This is a genomic window from Phenylobacterium terrae (assembly GCF_042681205.1).
Lineage (GTDB): Bacteria > Pseudomonadota > Alphaproteobacteria > Caulobacterales > Caulobacteraceae > Phenylobacterium > Phenylobacterium terrae.
The window spans coordinates 2058861-2078989 of the sequence record NZ_JBHUEY010000001.1 but is presented as its reverse complement, the minus strand read 5'-3'; the positions used below and the strand labels follow the sequence as shown (position 1 = coordinate 2078989).

Sequence of the window (20129 nt, the reverse complement as noted above, 5' to 3'; positions counted from 1 at the left end):
CCACGATGAATCAGCTGCCGCTCAGACGCACCTGGGAGCTCGAGGACCCGCCGCAGGCCGGGGTCGCCGAGCCGCCCGCCGAGCCGCCGCGGCGCCGACGCCGGTGGGCCTGGATCCTGCTGGGCCTGGCGGCGCTGCTCGGCGCCGGCTTCCTGTGGCTGTCGTGGAGCCTGCCGCTGGAGCGGGCGCTGGAGCCGCTGCCGAGCCCGGCGGTGATCCTGGTCAGCGCCGACGGCAAGCCGTTCGCCCGGCGCGGCGCCTACAAGGAGGCGCCGGTGGACGTCGAAGCGCTGCCGGCGCACGTGCCGAACGCCTTCATCGCCATCGAGGACCGGCGCTTCTACCGCCACTGGGGCATCGACCTGCGCGGCGTCGCCCGGGCGGCGCGCGAGAACATGCGGGCCGGCGGCGTGCGCCAGGGCGGCAGCACCATCACCCAGCAGCTGGCCAAGACCACCTTCCTGACCGCCGACCGCAGCTTCAAGCGCAAGGTCCAGGAGGCCTTCATCGCCCTCTGGCTCGAGCTGCGCCTATCCAAGAACGAGATCCTCGAGCGCTACCTCTCGGGCGTCTACTTCGGCGACGGGGTCTATGGCCTCAGGGCCGCCGCCCGGCACTATTTCGACAAGCCGCCGGAGTCCCTCACGCTGGCCGAGGCCGCCCTGCTGGCGGCGACTGTCAAGGCGCCCTCCAGGCTCAACCCTGCGGACAATCCCAAGGGCGCCGGCGCGCGGGCCCGGCTGGTCGTGAACGCCATGGTCGAGACGGAGATGATCACGCCCGACCAGGCCGAGGGCTGCTGCAAGGCGAAGGTGAAGCTCAACCGCGCCAACCTGCCCGTGGGCGGCTACTTCGCCGACTGGGTCTCGCCGCAGGTGAAGGACGCCTTCCCCTCGGCCTACGGCGAGGTGCGGGTCACCACCACCCTGGACTCCCGGCTGCAGGCGCGCGCCGAGCGGGTGATCAACCGGGCCCTGTCCGCGCAGGGCAAGCGGCGCAACGTGGGCCAGGCCGCGCTGGTGGCCATGCGCCGGGACGGCTCGGTCGTGGCCATGGTCGGCGGGCGCAGCTATCGCGGCAGCCAGTTCAACCGCGCCGTCCAGGCCCGCCGCCAGCCGGGCTCGGCCTTCAAGCTGTTCGTCTACCTGGCCGCGCTGCGCGACGGCGCCCGGCCCGACATGGTGGTCAGCAACGAGCCCCTGACGCTCGGCGACTGGTCGCCCAAGAACGACGATGGGGGCGCCGGGGGCTACCTGACGCTGACCGAGGCCTTCGCCAAGTCGAGCAACCTGGCGGCCGTGCGGGTGTCGGAGCAGGCCGGCCGGCGCAACGTGATCCGCGCCGCCCGCGACCTCGGCGTCACCAGCCCCCTGACCGACGATCCCACCCTGGCCCTCGGCTCCTCGGAGATGACGCTGCTGGAGCTCACCGGCGCCTACGCGGCCATCGCCGGCGGCGAGACGGTGCGCCCCTTCGGCCTGCAGGGAGTCGAGGTTCCCGGCGGCCGCCCGATCCCCGGCCGCGTGCGCGAGCAGATGATGGAGCTGCTCTACGAGGCCGTGGAGCACGGCACCGGCCGCGCCGCCCGCCTGCCCGGCCCCGTCTACGGCAAGACCGGCACCACCCAGGACCACCGCGACGCCATCTTCGTCGGCTTCAACGAGGACCTGGTGGTCGGCGTCTGGGTCGGCAACGACGACCAGTCGCCGATGAAGGGCGTCACCGGCGGCGGCCTCCCGGCCGAGATCTGGCGCGACTTCGTCGGCAACGGCGCCCGCCGCGTCGACCCGCCCCCGGCCCCGCCCGCGCCGGAGGTCGAAGATTACGACATGCCCGGCTGGCTGCGTCGGCTGCTGGGGCGTTGGGGGTAACACCCCGACCGTCATCCCGGACGGCCGCAGGCCGATCCGGGACCCAGCGCTACGGCCCGCCCTCTGGGTCCCGGCTCTCCGCTTCGCTGCGGCCGGGATGACGGGATGGCTCACGCGGCCCGGCGCTTGGGCCTTGTGAGGTCCAGCAGCAGCTTTCGCGTCAGCTCGACACGCTCGGCCGCCGTCTCGGTCGGGCGGGCGAGGACGAGGCGGCCGTCGCGCCAGGAAAGGTCCGGGCCGGAGGCGGCGGCCTCGCCGGCGCTCTCGTCGCGGAAGGTAAGCGCGACGGCCTTGGGGCCGGCGTCGATGCGCAGGACGCCGGCGGCGCGGGCGAGCACGCGCAGCTCGGCCTGGTCGACCAGCGTCACGACCTCGTCCGGCGGCGGCCCGAAGCGGTCTTCGATCTCCTCGCGGAAGGCCTCGACCTCGGCGGCCTCGGCGAAGCGCGCCACGCGCCCGTAGAGATTGAGGCGGGTGGTGGGGTCGGGGACGTAGGCCTCCGGGATCGCGCCGGAGAGCCCGAGGTTCAGCTCCGGGGTCCAGTCGTCGCCCGCCTCCTCGCCCTTGGCGACGCGGACGGCGCGGGCCAGCAGGCGCTGATAGAGCTCGGCGCCGATCAGCTTGACGTGCCCGGTCTGGGCCTCGCCGACGAGATCGCCACCGCCGCGGATGTCGAGGTCGCGGGCGCTGATCGCCAGGCCCGAGCCCAGGCGGTCGAAGGCCACCAGGGTGGAAAGCCGCGCCTGGGTCGCCTCCGGCAGCTCGGCGTCCGGCTCGGTGAGCAGATAGGCCACGCCCTGGGCCCGGCCGCGGCCGACCCGGCCCCGCAGCTGGTGCAGCTGGGCCAGGCCGAACATGTCGGCGCGGTGCACCAGCATGGTGTTGGCCCGCGGCACGTCGAGGCCGCTCTCGATGATGTTGGTGGCCAGGAGGACGTCGCCGTCGCCCTCGGCGAAGCCGACCATGACCTCGTCCACCTCCTCGGCCGGCAGCTCGCCGTGGGCCACGCGGACGGTCAGCTCCGGCGCGATCTCGGCGAGCTGGGCGCGCAGCGGCGCGATGTCCTCGATGCGCGGGACGACCAGGAAGCTCTGCCCGCGCCGGCGGCGCTCGCGCAGCAGGGCGGTGCGCACGGTGGCGGGGTCGAACGGCGAGAGGAAGGTGCGGATGGGCCGACGCCTCGCCGGCGGGGTGGCGATGACGCTGACGTCCTCCACCCCGACCATGGCCGCCTGCAGGGTGCGCGGGATGGGCGTGGCGGTCATGGTCAGGACGTGCAGGTCGGGCGCGAGCTCGCGCAGCTGGGCCTTGAGCTTGGCCCCGAACCGCTGCTCCTCGTCGATGATGACCAGGCCCAGGTCGGCGAAGGCGACGTCCTTGGAGACGAGGGCGTGGGTGCCGATGACGATGCGCACCGAGCCGTCCGCCAGCCCCTGCTTCACCGCCCGCGCCTCGGCGGTGTCGACCAGGCGGGAGAGCTGGCGGACCTCCACGCCCAGCCCGGCGAAGCGGCGGCGGAAGGTCTCGAAGTGCTGACGGGCGAGCACGGTGGTCGGTGCGGCGACGGCGACCTGGCGGCCGCAGAGCGCCGCCGCGGCCGCCGCCCGGATGGCGACCTCGGTCTTGCCGAACCCCACGTCGCCGCACACCAGCCGGTTCATCGGCCGCCCGGCGGCCAGGTCCTCCAGCACCGCCTCGATGGCGGCGGCCTGGTCGGGCGTCTCGGGATAGGGAAAACGGGCCGCCACGCGGGCGTAGGGGCCGGCCGGCGGGACGAGCTTCGGCGCGGTCTGTTCGGCCCGGGCCCTGGCGAGGGCGACCAGCTCCTCGGCGGTGCGGTCGATCTCGGCGCTGATCTCGACGCGCCGCTTCGCCCAGGCGTCGGTGTGCAACCGGTCGAGGCTGACCGCGCTCTCCTCGGCCCCGTAGCGCCAGATGCGGCCGAACTCCTCGACGGGCGCGAGCAGCATGGCGCCGCCGTGGTACTCGATCCGGACCGCGTCGCGGACCGCGCCCTCCACCTCCACCGGCTCGATGGCGCGCAGCACGCCCAGGCCATGGTCCTCGTGGATCACCACGTCGCCGACCCGCAGCTCCGGCTCGGCCAGCAGGCCGGCGCCGGCGGTCCGTTTCGCCACCCGTCCGCCCATCACGTCGGGGGCGGCGATCACCGTCAGCTTCGCGTCCGGATCCGTGAAACCGGCGTCCAGGTCGAACGGCGCCATCAGCAGGGCGCCGGGCTCCGCCGCCAGGATCCCGGCCCAGTCGGTGGTCCCGTCGGGCGCCCGGTCGAGCCCCCGCTTCACGGCCCGGGCGAGGGCGCGCAGCTCGTGGGGAAGCCCGGTCAGCAGCACGCGCTCGCCGGCCTCGAGCCGGCCCTGCACGAAGTCGGCGAACGCCCGCCCCGGATTGCGCTCCAGGGCGAAGATGGGGATCGGGACGACGGTCTCGAGGTCGAGGTCGAGCCGCTCGCGGCGGGCGATCTCGGCCTCCAAGGCCTTGCGGTCGAGGTAGAGGCCGGGGGCCGGCGGATCCTCCTCGCCGAACAGGCGCCGCGCCTCGCGCGCATCCTCCAGCTGTTCGCAAAAGCCCGCGACCCGGGACGGCGCCGAGGGATCGGCGGCGAGCCGCGCCTTGGGCGTCAGGCTGAGCACGGTCACGAGCTTCGCGTAGTGCTCGGCCAGCCGGTGCTCGATCCCGGCGACCCGGTCCACGGCCTGGCCGTGCTTGCCGTCCAGGACGAGCTCGGAGGCGGGGCCGATGGTCGCCGCCTCCAGCTCCTCGTCGGTGCGCTGGGACAGGGGGTCGTAGGCGCGGATGTCCAGCACCTCGCCGTCCTCGGAGAGCCGCAGGCGCAGCGGCGCCTCGGCCGCGGCGGGAAAGATGTCCACCACCTCGCCCAGCAGGGCGATCTCGCCGGGCTCGTCGATCCGGTCGTCGGTGAGATAGCCGGCGGCGTGGGCGAACGCCTCCAGGCCCTCGCGGGTCAGGCGCTCGCCCTTGCGGACCTGGAGCCAGCCGGCCTCGAGGGCCTTGGGCGGCGCAACCTTCTGGAGCAGCGCCTCGGCGGGGGCGACCAGCACGCGCGGGCCCTCGGCGCCCTTCCCCAGACATCGCAGCACCGCGCACCGGCGCCCCATCACCTCACGCGAGGGCGAGGCCCGGTCGAAGGGCAGGCAGTCCCAGGGCGAGAGGACCAGCACCTCCACGTCCGGCGCGAACTGGCGCAGGGCCCGGCCGATCTCCTCGGCCCGCCGCTCGCTCGAGGCCATGTAGACGAGACCCGAGGCGCCGGCCTGGCGGGCAGGCTCCACGAGCGCCGACGCCACCGCGCTGGGCGTCGGCTGCCGGCTGGCGCTGCGGGACGGGGCGGCGAAGGCGGCAGGGACGAGCGGCGGCTCGGCCGCATCCGCCGGCTTGGACGCTTTGGATGATGTTCTGGTCACGCGGCCGCCCCTCGTTCGCAAGGGCCAACACCGAGGGTCGGTCGGGGTTCCTCAAGACTCCTCTCCTCCGACGCGCAGCGCGAGGGGAGAGGAGTCGCTAATCGTCGAGGTAGGCCCAGGTGTCGGCGCCGTCGAGCCGCCGCACGCGGGCGGCGGCGACGACCTGCGGGTCGAACATCCGGGCGTTGACGCCCATGCGCTCGCCGCCGCCGGCCTCGAGGCTGCGCCAGTGGGTGGTGCAGCCGCAGGCCTGGCAATGATGCAGCGCGAGCGTGCGGTCGCCCTGGACATAAGCGACCGTGGCCGCCTCCCCCTCGATGCGCACCTGCCGAGGATGGGGGTAGAACCACAGCCCGCCGAGCCGGCGGCAGATCGAGCAGTTGCAGTCCGTGACCGCGGTCGGGGCCTCTTCGACCTCGATCCGCACCGCGCCGCAGTGGCAGCCGCCTTCGATCACCACCGCCTCCTTCGTTACCGATGTTCATGTTGCGCGACGTTGCGGAAGCGCGCCACCCTCCCGTCAGGGATCGGCCCGTCAGAGGCCGGGACGGAGGGAACAGGGATGAAGAGCCTTCTCATCGGCCTCGTGGCCGGCCTCATGGCGACCAGCGCCTCGGCCGGGACGCTGAAGGTGGCGCCGGGGCCGGACTCGCAGGAGCGGCTGCAGACGGCGCTGCTGGACGCCAAGCCCGGCGACACGGTCGAGCTCGGCGCGGGCCGCTTCGAACTGGTCGACGGCCTCTCGCTCGACATCGACGACGTGACGGTGCGCGGCGCCGGGCCGGAGGCCACCGTCCTCTCCTTCAAGGGCCAGAAGGGCGCCGGCGAAGGGCTGCTGGTGACCTCCGACAAGGTCGTCCTGCGCGACTTCGCCATCGAGGACAGCCGCGGCGACGGGATCAAGGCCAAGGGCTCGGACCAGATCAGCTTCGTCAACCTGCGGGTCGAGTGGACCGGCGGCCCGAAGGAGTCGAACGGGGCCTACGGGGTCTATCCGGTCAGCTCCAGCAACGTGCTGATCGACAAGGTGACGGTGCGCGGCGCCTCCGACGCCGGCATCTACGTCGGCCAGTCCAGGAACATCGTGGTCCGCAATTCCACGGCCGAGTTCAACGTCGCCGGGATCGAGATCGAGAACTCGATGAACGCCGACGTCTACGACAACCTCGCCACCCGCAACGCCGGCGGGATCCTGGTGTTCGACCTGCCGGGCCTGCCGGTGATGGGCGGCCACTCGGTGCGGGTGTTCCGCAACCGCATCGTCCAGAACGACACCAAGAACTTCGCGCCCAAGGGCAACATCGTCGCCCAGGTGCCGACCGGCACCGGCGTGATGATCATGGCCAACCGCAACGTCCACGTGTTCGAGAACGAGATCGACGGCAACGGCTCGGCCGCGGTGCTGCTGATGAGCTACACGCGGCCGTACGACGATGCGACCTACAACCCGCTGCCGCGGGACGTGGTGGTGCGGGACAACAAGCTCGGCCGCAACGGCTGGAGCCCCGGCTTCCCCGGCGGCGACGTGCTGCTGAAGGCCATCGGCGGCGAGGCCTTGCCGCCGGTGATCTGGGACGGGGTCACGAACTACACGCCCAAGGGCATGAGCGAGCCGCAGGTGGTGCGGGTGCGGGCCCTCGACGGGCCGGTGCTGAGCCTGGGCCTGCCCGAACCCGGCGCGCTGATGAAGGCCGACCCGAAGGTGACGCCGACCCTGGACCACGGCGCCATCGAGGAGCCGAAGGCCGTCGCCCTGCCGACGACGCAGGCGGCGCTCGGATCGTGAGGCGGGCGCTCGCCGGCCTCGCCGCCGCCGCCGCGGTGCTGGCGGGCGGGACGGCCGCCGCGCCGGCGCGCGTGGCCCAGGAGGCGCTGCTGGCCGAGACGCCGGCGCCGGCCATCGGGGCCTACGGGCTGTTCGATGCGGCGGGCCGGCCGGCGGCGGAGCTGATCCCGTTCGCGCCGGCCACGCCGCTGTTCAGCGACTACGCCGAGAAGCAGCGCTGGCTCTACCTGCCGCCGGGGACCAAGGTCCGCTACACGGCCGAGGGGCCGCTGGACTTCCCGGTCGGCTCTGCGCTCGTCAAGACCTTCGCCTACCCCGCCGACCTGCGCCGCCCCAAAGAGGCGGTGCGCCGGCTGGAGACGCGGCTCCTCATCCGCAAGGCGTCCGGCTGGACCGCCCTGGCCTACGTCTGGAACGAGGCCGGGACCGAGGCGGTGCTGAAGCGGGCCGGGGCGCGCATCGACGTCGCCTTCACCGACGCAAAGGGCGCGGCCCGGCGGATCGACTACGCCGTGCCCAACGTCAACCAGTGCAAGGAATGCCACGCCCGCGACGAGGTGCTTGTCCCCATCGGCCCCAGCGCGCGCAACCTCAACGCCGACTTCGACTATCCCGACGGACGCGAGAACCAGCTGAAGCGCCTCGCCCGCCTCGGCCTGCTGGAGGGCGCGCCGGCGCCGGCGCGCGCGCCGCGGACGCCAGTGTGGGACGATACAGCCGAGCCGCTGGACCAGCGGGCGCGGGCCTACCTCGACGCCAACTGCGGCCACTGCCACAGCCCGACCGGCATCGCCGACAACAGCGGCCTCAACCTCAATCTCGAGGAAACGCGGCCCTATGCGCTCGGCGTCGGAAAGGCGCCGGTGGCGGCGGGCCGCGGCTCCGGCGGGCTGGAGGTGGCCATCGCGCCCGGCCGCCCCGAGGCCTCGATCCTGGTCCACCGCATGGCCTCCACCGAGCCCGGCGTCATGATGCCGGAGCTCAGCCGCAGCCTGGTCCACGAGGAGGGCCTGGCCCTCGTCCGCGCCTGGATCGCGGCGATGCCGAAGTCCTAGATCCGGCCGCTGGTCACCGGCGCGCCCACCGCGGGCGGCTCGCCGGACTCCGAGGCGGCCTCGGCGCGGGCCATGGCTTCGCGCGCCGTGCGCAGGTTCTGCTCGTGGGTCTTCTGGTCGATGCGGAAGAAGGCCCAGGTGGCGATCGACATGGTCGAGATGGCGATGGTGACCGGCAGGTAGATCATCACCAGCTCGCGGGCCATGGCGTCGGTGACCATGCCAGGCGCCGGGCGGTCGGGGAAGTTCACCGCCGCCAGGATCAGCCCCGGCAGCATGGCCGACATGGCCGTGGTGACCTGCTGCAGGAAGCTGTCGGCGCTCATCAGCAGGCCTTCCGACCGGCGGCCGGTCTTGGCCAGGGCGTCGTCGGTGACGTCGGCGATCATCGAGGTCACCACCACGTAGCCGCCGGCCGCCAGGGTGTCGCCGAAGAAGCGGAAGACGATCAGCAGCGGCAGCAGCTCGGCCGCGCCCTTGCCTGGGAAGAGCCCGGCCAGCGCGAGGATGTAGGGCGCCGAGTTGGCGGCCACGGCGGCGAAGAACAGGCCCATGGTCGTCCGCTTCTTGCCGAACCGGCGCGACAGGGGCGGGGCGATGAAGGCGGCGAGCACCGCGCCCAACAGCCGGGCCATCTCCAGCACGCCCACCTGCTGGGCCGGCAGGCCCCAGAAGTAGGTGGCCAGGTAGAGGCCCAGGCCCGAATAGACGCCGGCCGCCATGCCCGAGATCATCGCGGCCACGACCACCACGCCGACGTTCCAGTTCTTCAGCGTCGCGGCGACGTCGCCGAGGGTGCGCTTGAGGCTCGCGCGGCGGACGGGCGGCTGGTGCAGGCGGGCGATCCGGTGGTGGGTGCCGACCGTGCAGATCACCATCGCCGCCAACATCATCACCCCCACCGCCAGGGTGAGCGGTCCCCAGGCCTCCGGATTGAGCTGGCCGCTCGGAAACTCCGGCGTCGGGCGGAAGAAGTAGAAATAGCCGAGGTTGGTGGCCACCGCCCCGCCGCCGATCAAGAGGGCGTAGCGGACGCCCATCATCACCGTCCGGTCGTGGTAGTCGGGCGCCAGCTCCGGACCCAGCGCCGCCGCCGGCACCTCGAACAGGCTGACCGAGAAGCGGGTGAGCAGCAGGAAGGTCAGCAGCCAGGCGAAGGTCTGCCAGTGGGTCAGGCCTTCGGGCGGGCGGAACAGCAGCACGAAGCAGACGAAGAAGGGGACGATGGCCAGGTACATCAGCAGGTGCCGGCGCCCCAGGCGGGTGCGCAGGTTGTCCGACACGTGGCCGATCATCGGGTCCCAGAAGGCGTCGATCAGCAGCGAGATCGAGAGCGCCAGGCTGACCATCGCCGCCGGCAGGCCGACGATCTGGTTGTAGAAGAACAGCAGGAGCCCCATCACGAAGATGCGGGCCCCATACTCGATGGCGCCGACCCCGTAGACGAACTTGACCTTCAGGCTCAGCTTCTCGGGCGCCGGCCCGCTCGCCGTCTGTTCCACCACCCTCGGCTCCTTGCGCTTCCCCGTCTTGGGCCTGTGTCCGGCCCTTGGCGGGACGGTAAGGGCAGGATCGCCCGGCGCGCAACAGATATCGAAGGTTCGGTATGCTGAAACGCCGATCGGCCTGCGACGCCGGCGCCGACAGGCTCAAGCGCTCGCCTGTTCCGCGGTTGCGCGGGCCGCGGCGAACAGGCGGTTGAGCTCCGACTGCGGAAGCTGGCCGCGCGCGTAGCTGATGGTTCCCTCGTCGCGCAGTTCCTCGGCCGCACGGCGGACGAGCCCCAGCGCAGCGCGGGCCAGGGAGCCGCCCAGGGTGACGCGCTTCACGCCGGCCGCGATCAGCTCGCGCGCATCGCCGCCCGCCTCGCCCAGGCCCATGACGACGTTCAGCGGCCCGTCGATTTCCGCCACCAGGGTGCGGACCACCGCCGGGTCCGTCGTGCCGGGGGTGAACAGGCAGTCGGCGCCGGCCGCGCGGTAGAGGTTCGCGCGACGGATGCAGGCCGCCAGCGACTCGGGGGCGCCGGCCTGCAGGGCGTCGGTGCGGGCGTTCAGCACGAAGCGGTCGCCACCGGCCTCGCGCGCGGCGGCGATCCGCTCGGCGGCGAGGACCTCGTCGTAGAGCCCCCCGCCGGGCCGGGCGTCCTCGATGTTGCCGCCGGCCAGGCCCGCGGCGATGGCCATCCGCACCGTCTCGGCGACGGCCTCGGGCGTTTCGCCGTACCCGGCCTCCAGGTCGGCGCTGACCGGCGCGCTCAGCGCGGCCGCGATCTCGCCGGAACGGCGCAGCATCTCGTCCCGGCTCACCGCCAGTCTCGGGTCGGCGACCTGATAGTCGGGGCGGCCCAGGGAGAAAGCGATCCCGGCGCTGGTCGTCGCCACCGCCGGAAAGCCGGCGGCCGCCAGCAGCAGCGCCGTGCCGACGTCCCAGGCGTTCGGCAGGATGAAGCCGGTCTGCGCCAGGTGGAGGGCCTGAAACGCCCGCGCCTTCGTGGCCTGCGATATGTCCATCGATCGCCTCCTGGTCCGCGGCCGCGCGCCGCCGGAACCCAAGCTGCCGTCGACGTCCTCATGCGTCCAATTTCTTGTTCTGCTGGCAGCGATCAGGATTCTGCATGATGCTGCCGCCATGGACGCCGAGGCTCTCACCACCTTTCTGGCCGTTCACCGCGCCGGGGGTTTCTCCCGCGCCGCCGAGCGGCTGCACCGGTCGCAGCCGGCGATCAGCCGCCGGATCGCCCTCCTGGAGGCCGAACTCGGCGCGCCGCTCTTCGACCGCGGCGCCGCCGGGATCAGCCTCAGCCAGGCCGGCCGCGTGCTCTTGCCCTACGCCGAGCGGGCCCTGGCGGCCCTGGAGGACGCCCGCGCGGCGGTTCGGGCCCTGGCGAGCGAGCAGGCCGGGCCGGTGCAGATGGCCGTCGTCGGCACCTTGGCCAGCACCGCCCTCAGCCGCGTGCTGCAGGCGTTTGCGCAGACGCATCCGGACGTCGACTTCCGGCTACGGACCGCCACCAGCGCCGAGGTGAGCGAGCTGGTCCGCATCGGCGAGGCGGACCTGGGCCTGCGCTACCACGCCGACGCCTCGTCCGATCTCGCCTACCAGGTGATCGGCCGCGAGCCGCTGGTGGTGGCCTGCACGCCGGCTCACCCGCTGGCCGGGGCGCGCGTTCCCGGACTGGCGGACCTGAAGGCCGAGCGCTGGCTGGCCTTTCCCGACGTTCCGACCCGGCGCGAGTTCGCCGCCGCCCACATCTTCGCCCTGTTCCTCGCCCGCGGCCTCTCCGACGTCGCCTGGACCGCGGTCGACAGCCTCACCGCCCAGAAGCGGCTCGCCGAGGCCGGCTTCGGCCTCGCGCTCGTCCCCGCCAGCAGCATCGCCGAGGAGCTGGCCGCCGGCGCCCTCGCCACCATCGCGGTCGCCGACCTCGAGGCCGCCCAGGACGTCGTCGCCGTCACCCGCCGCGACGGCTTCTTGAGCGCGGCGGCGCGCAGGCTGCTGGTCCTGCTCGAGGAGAGCTACCGCGCCTAAGGCGTGACGATCGGGAAGGGCCTGGCGGCGGGTCGCTCGATCCAGGCGGCGAGCCGCGTCAGCACCGTGGGATCGCCGCTCAGCTCCGCGTGCCCGGCGGCCTGCAGGTCCGCCAGCTTGCGGGTCCCGGTGAACAGGCCGGCCAGGTCCGCGCGGCGGACCTTCAGCACCGCCTGCGCTTCGGAAGGCGCCAGCACCGGCTCGTGCACCAGCACGCCGTTCGCGACCTTCAGCAGCGCCTTCCCCGGCTCGTCCGTCAGCACGATCTGCAGCGCAAGCTCGCCGCCTGCGGCCTTGGCCGGATCGAGCCGCACCGCGATGGCGTCCAGCATCAGCGGCAGAGGCGCGGACGCGAGCAGCCCCGGCTGACCAGGTCCGCCCTTCGGCGCGGAGGCGAGCTCGTCGGCGGCCGAGAGGTACATGTTGCGCCAGAGGGAGCTCTCGGACTGATAGCCGAGCTGGCGGTAGCTCTCGGCGAGCAGCGCCTTGGCCTCGGGGGTCGGGTCGCCGGCGAACACCAGCTTGTCGAGCAGCTCCGCCGCCCAGGCGTAGTCGCCCGCCTCGAACGCCGCCCTGGCCCGCGCTGTCACCGCCGCCGGCCCGCCCATCGCCTCCACATAGCGCGTGGCGGCCCGTTCGGGCGGCAGCGGCGCAAGCTGCACCGGATTGCCCTCGTACCAGCCCATGTAGCGCTGGTAGACCGCCCGGCTGTTGAAGCTGACGTTTCCGTAGAAGCCCTTGTTGTACCACTCGCGCGCCAGCTCCGGCGGCAGGGTGAGGCGCTCGGCGATCTCCTCGCCGGTCAGGCCCTGGTTCATCAGCCGGACCGTCTGGTCGTGCAGGAACTTGTAGGCGTCGCGGTGGCGCGCGAGGAAGCTCTTCACCTCCTCCCGGCCCCAGCGGGGCCAGGCGTGGCTGGTGAACATCACGTCGGACCTGTCGCCGTAGAGGCGGAGCGAGGCGGTCAGCTGGTCTGCCCAGGCCTTGGCGTCGCGGACCAGCGCGCCGCGGGGCGTCAGGACGTTGTGCATGGTGGCGTTGGCGTTCTCGGCCATGCACAGGACGCGCAGGCCGGGCAGGTAGATGTTCATCTCCGCCGGCGCTTCCGTCTCCGGCGTCAGCTGGAACTCCATCTCCACGCCGTCGACCGTCAGCCGCGACGAGCTCGCGGTGACGATGGTGTTCGGCGCAACCAGGGCCGGGGTCCCGCGCGACAGCCCGGGCCCGATCCCGGCGCCGACCTGCCCCTCCGGGCCGCGCGGAAGGAAGACGCCGAACTGGTAGACCGCGCGCCGGGCCATGGCCGGGCCCGCCAGGATGTTCTCGCTGGCGACCGCCTCCATGAAGCCTTCCGGCGCGATCACCTTCACCCGCCCGGCGGCGGCGTCCTCCGGCGAAACAAGCCCGCCGGCGCCGTTGAAGTGATCGCTGTGGCTGTGGGTGTAGACGACGGCGGTGACCGGCCGCGCGCCCAACGTCTCGGTCACCAGCTCGTACGCCGCCTTGGCGGTCTCGGCCGAGCCGAGCGGATCGATGACGATCCAACCGCGCCGCCCGCGGATGAAGGTGACGTTGGCCAGGTCGAAGCCGCGCACCTGGTAGACTCCGTCGACGACCTCGAAAAGACCGTGCTTCGCCAGCAGCTGCGACTGCCGCCACAGCGCCGGGTGGACCGAGGCCGGCGCCTCGCCCTTGAGGAAGTCGTAGGCCCGCAAATCCCAGGCGACGCCGCCTGCGGCGCTGCGGATCACCGGATCGGTCCGCGTGCCGAGGAAGCCCCGCGCGGCGAAGTCGTAGTCGGTCCGGTCGGCGAACTCCGGCGCGGCCGCCGCCTGGGCCTGCAGGGCCGTGGTGTGGGCCGTCGGCTCGGCGGCCGCCGGCAGAGCGAGGCCGGCCAAGGCGGTCGCCAGGATGAATCTCAGCCTCATGATTTCTCTGCTCCCCCTGTTCGGCCGCAGACGTTAGCCCAACCCACGGCGGAACAGGACGAAGGCACTCGCCGCCGCGCCGATGCGTTTGTCACGTCATGCGAGGCAGATCGATGCGAAATCCAGTCCGGCGCATCGCGCGCACGACCACGACCCTGGCCGCCGCCGGCGTGCTGGCGGGCTGCGCCTACAACGAGGATCTGGGGCGCAGCCAGTTCCTGCTGGTGGACGACGCCGCCCTTGCGGGCGCGGCGGAGCAGGCCTGGGGCGAGGCGCTCGGCGCCGGCAAGGTGTCCACAAACCGGGCCGCCATCGCCCGGGTGGAGCGGGTGGCCAAGCGGCTTATCGAAGCCGCCGGCCTCGGCGACCGGCCCTGGCAGTACGTGGTGTTCGAGGACCCGCAGGCGAACGCCTTCGTGCTGCCGGGCGGCCGGATCGGCGTCAACACCGGCCTGCTCGCGCTCGCCCGGACGGACGACCAGCTGGCGGCGGTGATCGGCCATGAGCTGGCGCACAGCGTGGCCAACCACGCGGCCGAGCGCTACTCCCAGACCGCCGCGACCCAGACCGCGCTGCAGGTGGGCCAGGCGGCGCTCGGGGGACGGATGAGCCCGCAGACGGCCCAGGCCGCCGCGGCCTTCGGCGGGCTCGGCGCCCAACTCGGGCTGCTGATGCCGTTCTCCCGGCGGCACGAGCTGGAGGCCGACCGGCTGGGCGTCGATTACATGGCCCGGGCCGGCTATCGCCCCGGCGAAGCGCTGGAGCTGTGGCGGACGATGGCCCGGGAAGGCGCCGGCGGCCGCCCGCCGCAGTTCCTCTCCACCCACCCGTCCGAAGCCACGCGGCTGGCCGAACTGGAGCGCTACCTGGCCAGCCGCGGCTGGCTGGAGGCCGGCTAGCGCAGCCCGCTCCGCTCAACCCGGGGCGTGGCAGACCGCCTCGATGTTGTGGCCGTCGGGATCGAGGACGAAGGCGCCGTAGTAGGTGGGGTGGTAGTGGGGGCGGATCCCGGGGCCGCCGTTGTCCTTGCCGCCGGCCGCCAGCCCCGCGGCGTGGAAGGCGTCCACCAGGGCGCGGCTCTGGACCGTGAAGGCGACATGGAGCTGGCCCGTCGGCTCGGGCGCCTCGCTGATCCAGAAGAACGGCCGCTGATCGCCATAGCCCAGCACCTCGGATCCGCCGGTGAGTTCGGCGCCGACCGTGTGCAGCAGCTTCACCCCGATGGCCGCCAGGGCCTTGTCGTAGAAGGCGCGCGCGGCGGAAAGGTCGCTGACGGTGAGGCCGATGTGGTCGAGCATGTCGTTGGTCCCCTGCGCAATCGCGGGAACAGGACGCCGTCCCCGCCGGTTGGCCGCAGAACAGCAATCTTCGAAGCGGCCGTCCATTCCCCCGGCGGCGGGGGCGGCCATACAACCCCGGATCGAGGGAAAACCGGCGCCGCGGCGGGCCCAGCGGCCGGCCCCGGCCCTTGACTCAAACCCCCCGCTTGCCTACCTCCGCGGCGGCGTTAGCACTCGGGGGTGGCGGCTGCTAACAGAGCAGTCGCCCAGCGGGTCAGACGCTAAGGCATTTAGGAAACCGTCTCGAACGGAGAAAGAGCACAATGGCGTTTCGTCCTCTGGGAGATCGCGTCCTCGTCCGGCGCGTCGAGGAAGAAGAGAAGACCCGCGGCGGGATCATCATCCCCGACACGGCGAAGGAAAAGCCGCAGGAAGGCGAAGTGATCGCCGTCGGCCCGGGCGCTCGCGACGAAACCGGCAAGGTCCAGCCGCTGGACGTGAAGGTCGGTGACAAGATCCTGTTCGGCAAGTGGTCCGGCACCGAGGTCCGCCTCGACGGCCAGGACCTGCTGATCATGAAGGAAAGCGACATCCTGGGCGTGGTCGAGGCCGACGCCGCGCGCGCCGCGGCCTAAGTCGCCCCACCCTTCCATCGAGATTAGAGAGAGACAGCGCAAATGGCTGCTAAAGACGTCTACTTCGCTTCGGATGCGCGCGACCGCATGCTCCGCGGCGTGAACACCCTCGCCAACGCGGTGAAGGTGACCCTGGGCCCCAAGGGCCGCAACGTGGTGATCGAAAAGTCCTTCGGCGCTCCGCGCTCGACCAAGGACGGCGTGTCGGTCGCCAAGGAAATCGAGCTCTCCGACCGCTTCGAGAACCTCGGCGCCCAGCTGATCCGTGAAGTCGCCTCCAAGACCAACGACAAGGCCGGCGACGGCACCACCACCGCCACCGTCCTGGCCCAGGCGATCGTCACCGAGGGCCTGAAGTCGGTCGCGGCCGGCATGAACCCGATGGACCTGAAGCGCGGCATCGACAAGGCCGTCGCCAAGGTCGTCGAAGAGATCAAGTCCACCTCCAAGAAGGTCTCCGCCAACTCGGAGATCGCCCAGGTCGGCACCATCTCGGCCAACGGCGACGACGAAGTGGGCGGCATGATCGCCCGCGCCATGGAAAAGGTCGGCAACGAGGGCGTGATCACGGTCGAAGAGGCCAAGAGCCTGGAGACCGAGCTCGAAGTGGTCGAAGGCATGCAGTTCGACCGCGGCTACCTCAGCCCCTACTTCATCACCAACGCCGAGAAGATGGAGGCCGAACTCGAAGAGCCTCTGATCCTGCTCTTCGAAAAGAAGCTCTCCTCGCTGCAGCCCCTGCTGCCGGTGCTGGAAGCGGTGGTCCAGTCGGGCCGTCCGCTGCTGATCATCGCCGAGGACGTGGAAGGCGAGGCCCTGGCCACCCTGGTGGTCAACAAGCTGCGCGGCGGCCTGCGGGTCGCGGCGGTCAAGGCTCCGGGCTTCGGCGATCGCCGCAAGGCCATGCTGGAAGACATCGCCATCCTGACCGGCGGCCAGCTGATCAGCGAAGACCTCGGCATCAAGCTCGAGAACGTGACCCTCGACATGCTGGGCCGCGCTAAGAAGGTCTCCATCACCAAGGACGACACCACCATCGTGGACGGCTCGGGTGACAAGGAAGGCATCGAAGGCCGCATCACCCAGATCAAGCGTCAGATCGAGGACACCACCTCGGACTACGACAAGGAAAAGCTGCAAGAGCGTCTGGCCAAGCTCGCCGGCGGCGTCGCGGTGATCCGCGTCGGCGGCTCGACCGAAGTCGAGGTGAAGGAGAAGAAGGACCGCGTCGACGACGCCCTGAACGCCACCCGCGCTGCGGTGGAAGAAGGCATCGTCCCCGGCGGCGGCGTCGCCCTGCTGAAGGCCTCCAAGGCGCTTGAAGGCTTCAAGGGCGACAACGACGACCAGGAAGCCGGCGTCGCCATCGTGCGCCGCGCCCTGCAGGCCCCGATCCGTCAGATCGCCGAGAACGCCGGCGTGGAAGGCTCGATCGTGGTCGGCAAGGTCCTGGAGAACACCTCCGCGACCTTCGGCTTCAACGCCCAGACGGAAGAGTATGTGGACATGGTCCAAGCCGGCGTCATCGACCCGGCCAAGGTGGTCCGCACGGCCCTGCAGGACGCCGCCTCGGTGGCCGGCCTGCTGATCACGACGGAAGCTGCCGTGGTCGAAGCGCCGAAGAAGAACGCCCCCGCGGGCGGCCCCGGCGGCATGCCGGGCGGCATGGGCGACATGGACTTCTAAGCCGAAGTCCCAGTCGAACGTCCTTGAAGGGGCGGAGCCGCAAGGCTCCGCCCCTTTTCCTTTGCGTCAATCTCGGGCCACGATGCGGGCAACGAGAAGAACGACGGAGGATGCGCCCATGCTGCTCGAGGGGCTGAAGGTGGTGGAGTTCTCCACCTGGGTCGCCGCGCCCGGCTGCGCCGCCATCATGGCGGACTGGGGCGCTGAGGTGGTGAAGGTGGAGAGCGAGGCCGGGGACGCCACCCGCGGCTTCTTCCCCGACGACGAGGAGAGCCCCTACAACCCGATCTTCTCCAACGAGAACCGCGGCAAGCGCGGGATCGTGCTGAACACCGGCCGGCCGGAGGGGCGGGCGGCGCTGATCGCGCTGCTGAAGGGCGCCGACATCTTCATCACCAACCTGCGGCCCGGCGCGCTGAAGCGGGCGCGGCTGGACTACGCGGCGGTGAAGGACGAGCTGCCCCACCTGATCTACGCCAACGTCACCGGCTATGGCCTGGAAGGCGATGAGATCGACACCCCGGCCTTCGACCTGACCGGCTTCTGGACCCGCAGCGCGGTCGCCGCCTGCACCATCCCGCCCGACCAGGAGCCGTTCACCTGCCGCCCGGGGTTCGGCGACCACGTCACGGCGCTGGCGACCCTCTCCGGCGTGCTGGCGGCGCTGCACGAGCGGACCCGGACCGGCCGCGGCCGGCAGGTGGAGACGGCGCTGATCCGGGTCGGCGCCTACGCCATCGGCTGGGACCTCTCCACCTTCCTCCGCTACGGCCAGGCGACCACCGCCCAGCCGCGCAACGACCGGCCGGGGGTGCTCTCCGGCTACTTCCGGACCAAGGACGAGCGCTGGTTCTGCGTCTCCTCGCGCAGCCCGCGGGACCAGCCGGCGCTCCTGGCCGAGCTGGGCCTGGCCGAGCTCAACGCCGAGCCGCGCTATGCGCCGCCGGTGCGCGACATCGAGACGGTGCGCGAACTGCGGGCGGTGCTGGACGCCGAGTTCGCGAAATACACCCTGGCGGAGGTGAAGCAGATCCTGCACCGGGCGGACCTCATCTGGGCGCCCATGGCCACCCTGCCGGAGCTGGTGGAGGACCCGCAGGCAAAGGCGGCCGGCTGCTTCGTCGAGATCCCCGACCGCTTCGGCGGCCGCCACCGCGCGCCCGCCGCGCCCGTGCGCTTCCCGGGCGTTCCCACCGGACCCGCCGGACCCGCCCCCGCCCTCGGCCAGCACACCCGCGAGGTGCTGAAGGAAGCCGGGATGAGCGACGCGGAGGTCGAGAACCTGTTCGCGATAGGGGCGGCGATGTGACCTCTCCTTCCTTTCCCATTCATGGGAAAGGGGGACCGCCGGCCGAGCGGAGCGAAGAGCCCGTGGGGAAAAGGGCAAGCCAAAGGCGCGGCCTCTCCGCCGCTCCGATTTCGTTCCGCGGAGTTGGTGGCTTTCCCTCTCCCCCACCCGCTCTTCAGCCGGCGTGCGCCGGCTTCGGCGGGCGGGCCCCCTCTGCCGCTGCGCGGGAAAGGAAGCGAGAAGCTACTTCGCCTCGTCCTTGACGAAGGCCGAGCCGAGCCAGCTGACGATGCCGGTGATGATGGCGGCGGCGACGCCGGAGCCGAGGCCGTCGACGGAGAAGCCGGGCAGGAACAGGGCCACGAGGCCGATCATCGCCGCGTTCACCACCAGCAGGAACAGCCCGAGGGTGATGATGGTCAGCGGCAGCGTCAGCCAGAAGACGATCGGCCGGACCACCGCGTTGACCAGGCCGAGCAGCACGGCCGCGACCAGCAGCCAGACGCCGCTCGAGAAGGCGATCCCGCCCAGCAGCGCGTCGGCCAGCCAAAGGCCGAGGGCGGCGATCAGGGCGCGGAGGATGAAGCGGACCACGACGGCTCCTTCCGGTGAAGCTCGGCCCTAGAGATGGCGCCTCCGGCCCGGGCGCGCAATTTCCCCGTCATCCCGGACGGCCTGGAAGGCCGATCCGGGACCCAGAGCCCGTGCGCCTGGGTCCCGGCTCTCCGCTTCGCTTCGGCCGGGATGACGGAGAGTTGTAGCCGCTAGGCCCGCACCTCGATGCGGCGGGTCGGCGGGGCCGCCTCGGACGCCCGCTTGGGCAGCACGACCTTCAGCACGCCGTCCTTGAACTGGGCGTCGATGCGGTCGGCCTCGGCGTCCGGCGGGATCGGGAAGGAGCGCTCGAAGCGGCCGAAGCGGCGCTCGGAGAGGCGATAGGAGCCGCGGGCGTCCTCACGCTCCTCGCGCTTCTGGCCGCGGACGGTCAGCATGTCGCCGACCATCTCGATGTCGAGCTCCTCCAGCCGCATCCCCGGCAGCTCCAGGCATAGCTGGTAGTCCTGGGCCGTCTCCTTCACGTCGGCCGGCGGCAGGCCGAGGATGACGCCGGGCGAGAAGGCGGCGAACGGGCGGGCGGTGTAGAGGGCCGGCAGGGCCCCGACGCCGGTCGTCTGGCGCCACAGCTGCTCGAAGTAGCGGCTGGCCTCCATCTGGGCGTTCAGCAGCGGATCGAAGGCCTCACGCCAGAAGTTGGCGATCTCCATCCCCGTGCGGCGGCCCTGTTCGGTGAGCTGGCGGGTGGTCTGGGCCCCCTGGCGGGCGGCGTCGCGCGCCGCCTCGAACCCGCTGCGGGCGGTCTCGCGGGTCTCCCGACCGGCCTCGTTGAAGGTCCGGCGCTCGGCGGTGAGCGCCTCTCCCAGCGGCGGGGCGGCGGCGGGCGGCGGCTCGCGGCCCTTGTCGGCGGTCTTGCCCGATGCGGGGGTGACTTGCGGATCAGCCATGCTCGGCTCCCGTGATCTTGTAGGGAAGTGGAGACGCAGGATCGCGCCCCCGCCGAGAAAACTAGGGTCTGCGAATGGCTGTTCCCGCAACGCAGCATGAAATTTGTGCGACGCGGGAAAA

Annotated in this window: 16 protein-coding genes and 1 pseudogene; 8 read left to right on the top strand and 9 right to left on the bottom strand. The window is 72.1% G+C overall.

Annotation, left to right across the window (positions count from 1 at the left end):
- Positions 1-5: 5 nt before the first annotated feature.
- The gene (locus tag ACFSC0_RS10445) at positions 6-1871 is read left to right on the top strand and encodes a transglycosylase domain-containing protein (protein ID WP_377282996.1); all 1866 of its coding nucleotides are present in this window, start codon (positions 6-8) and stop codon (positions 1869-1871) included.
- Between the two features lie 110 nt (positions 1872-1981).
- On the opposite strand, the gene ACFSC0_RS10440 is transcribed toward ACFSC0_RS10445, so the two are convergent.
- Entirely contained in the window at positions 1982-5317 is a 3336-nt protein-coding gene (locus tag ACFSC0_RS10440; protein ID WP_377282997.1) for a transcription-repair coupling factor, read from the bottom strand.
- Between the two features lie 97 nt (positions 5318-5414).
- On the bottom strand, positions 5415-5774 hold the full coding sequence (locus tag ACFSC0_RS10435) for a GFA family protein (protein WP_377282998.1): 360 nt from the start codon (positions 5772-5774) through the stop codon (positions 5415-5417).
- A 105-nt stretch (positions 5775-5879) separates the two neighbouring features.
- Here ACFSC0_RS10435 and ACFSC0_RS10430 point away from each other — a divergent pair, with 105 nt between their 5' ends.
- The gene (locus tag ACFSC0_RS10430) at positions 5880-7103 is read left to right on the top strand and encodes a parallel beta-helix domain-containing protein (protein WP_377282999.1); all 1224 of its coding nucleotides are present in this window, start codon (positions 5880-5882) and stop codon (positions 7101-7103) included.
- Positions 7100-8158 carry an SO2930 family diheme c-type cytochrome gene (locus tag ACFSC0_RS10425; RefSeq protein WP_377283000.1) on the top strand — a complete coding sequence of 353 codons (1059 nt, stop codon included), beginning with the start codon at positions 7100-7102 and terminating at the stop codon, positions 8156-8158. Before ACFSC0_RS10430 ends, ACFSC0_RS10425 begins: the two co-directional genes overlap by 4 nt.
- Here ACFSC0_RS10425 and ACFSC0_RS10420 read toward each other — a convergent pair.
- Positions 8155-9660 (bottom strand): MFS transporter, encoded by a 1506-nt coding sequence (locus tag ACFSC0_RS10420; protein ID WP_377283001.1) that lies wholly within the window; start codon positions 9658-9660, stop codon positions 8155-8157. The two genes, ACFSC0_RS10425 and ACFSC0_RS10420, sit on opposite strands and share 4 nt — an antisense overlap.
- 147 nt (positions 9661-9807) lie before the next feature.
- A complete protein-coding gene (locus ACFSC0_RS10415) occupies positions 9808-10671 on the bottom strand; it encodes an isocitrate lyase/PEP mutase family protein (RefSeq protein WP_377283002.1) in 864 nt (287 codons plus the stop codon).
- A gap of 118 nt (positions 10672-10789) precedes the next feature.
- Between ACFSC0_RS10415 and ACFSC0_RS10410 the strand changes: the two genes are divergently transcribed.
- Complete coding sequence (locus ACFSC0_RS10410; RefSeq protein ID WP_377283003.1) at positions 10790-11689, top strand: LysR family transcriptional regulator; 900 nt, start codon at positions 10790-10792, stop codon at positions 11687-11689.
- Here ACFSC0_RS10410 and ACFSC0_RS10405 read toward each other — a convergent pair.
- Complete coding sequence (locus ACFSC0_RS10405) at positions 11686-13617, bottom strand: alkyl/aryl-sulfatase (RefSeq protein ID WP_377283004.1); 1932 nt, start codon at positions 13615-13617, stop codon at positions 11686-11688. The genes ACFSC0_RS10410 and ACFSC0_RS10405 overlap by 4 nt on opposite strands.
- Positions 13618-13730: 113 nt before the next feature.
- Between ACFSC0_RS10405 and ACFSC0_RS10400 the strand changes: the two genes are divergently transcribed.
- A complete protein-coding gene (locus ACFSC0_RS10400) occupies positions 13731-14516 on the top strand; it encodes a M48 family metallopeptidase (RefSeq protein ID WP_377283005.1) in 786 nt (261 codons plus the stop codon).
- A gap of 15 nt (positions 14517-14531) precedes the next feature.
- On the opposite strand, the gene ACFSC0_RS10395 is transcribed toward ACFSC0_RS10400, so the two are convergent.
- A complete protein-coding gene (locus ACFSC0_RS10395) occupies positions 14532-14915 on the bottom strand; it encodes a VOC family protein (RefSeq protein ID WP_377283006.1) in 384 nt (127 codons plus the stop codon).
- Positions 14916-15220: 305 nt separating this feature from the next.
- Between ACFSC0_RS10395 and groES the strand changes: the two genes are divergently transcribed.
- The 3 genes from groES (at position 15221) to ACFSC0_RS10380 (ending at position 18527) form a co-directional block, all read left to right on the top strand.
- Positions 15221-15532, top strand: a complete 312-nt coding sequence (gene groES / locus ACFSC0_RS10390) for a co-chaperone GroES (protein WP_377283007.1) — start codon at positions 15221-15223, stop codon at positions 15530-15532.
- A 42-nt stretch (positions 15533-15574) separates the two neighbouring features.
- Positions 15575-17218, top strand: a complete 1644-nt coding sequence (gene groL, locus ACFSC0_RS10385) for a chaperonin GroEL (protein WP_377283008.1) — start codon at positions 15575-15577, stop codon at positions 17216-17218.
- 118 nt (positions 17219-17336) lie between these two features.
- The gene (locus ACFSC0_RS10380; protein ID WP_377283009.1) at positions 17337-18527 is read left to right on the top strand and encodes a CaiB/BaiF CoA transferase family protein; all 1191 of its coding nucleotides are present in this window, start codon (positions 17337-17339) and stop codon (positions 18525-18527) included.
- A 222-nt stretch (positions 18528-18749) separates the two neighbouring features.
- On the opposite strand, the gene ACFSC0_RS10375 is transcribed toward ACFSC0_RS10380, so the two are convergent.
- The 3 genes and pseudogenes from ACFSC0_RS10375 to ACFSC0_RS10365 all read right to left on the bottom strand — a co-directional run bounded on the left by ACFSC0_RS10375 (position 18750) and on the right by ACFSC0_RS10365 (position 20008).
- Positions 18750-19100, bottom strand: coding sequence for a phage holin family protein (locus ACFSC0_RS10375; RefSeq protein ID WP_377283010.1), 351 nt, complete (start codon positions 19098-19100; stop codon positions 18750-18752).
- Between the two features lie 27 nt (positions 19101-19127).
- Positions 19128-19253: pseudogene (locus ACFSC0_RS10370) on the bottom strand (hypothetical protein); the annotation flags it as partial.
- Positions 19254-19270: 17 nt separating this feature from the next.
- Positions 19271-20008 carry an Hsp20/alpha crystallin family protein gene (locus tag ACFSC0_RS10365; RefSeq protein WP_377283011.1) on the bottom strand — a complete coding sequence of 246 codons (738 nt, stop codon included), beginning with the start codon at positions 20006-20008 and terminating at the stop codon, positions 19271-19273.
- Positions 20009-20129 lie beyond the last annotated feature (121 nt).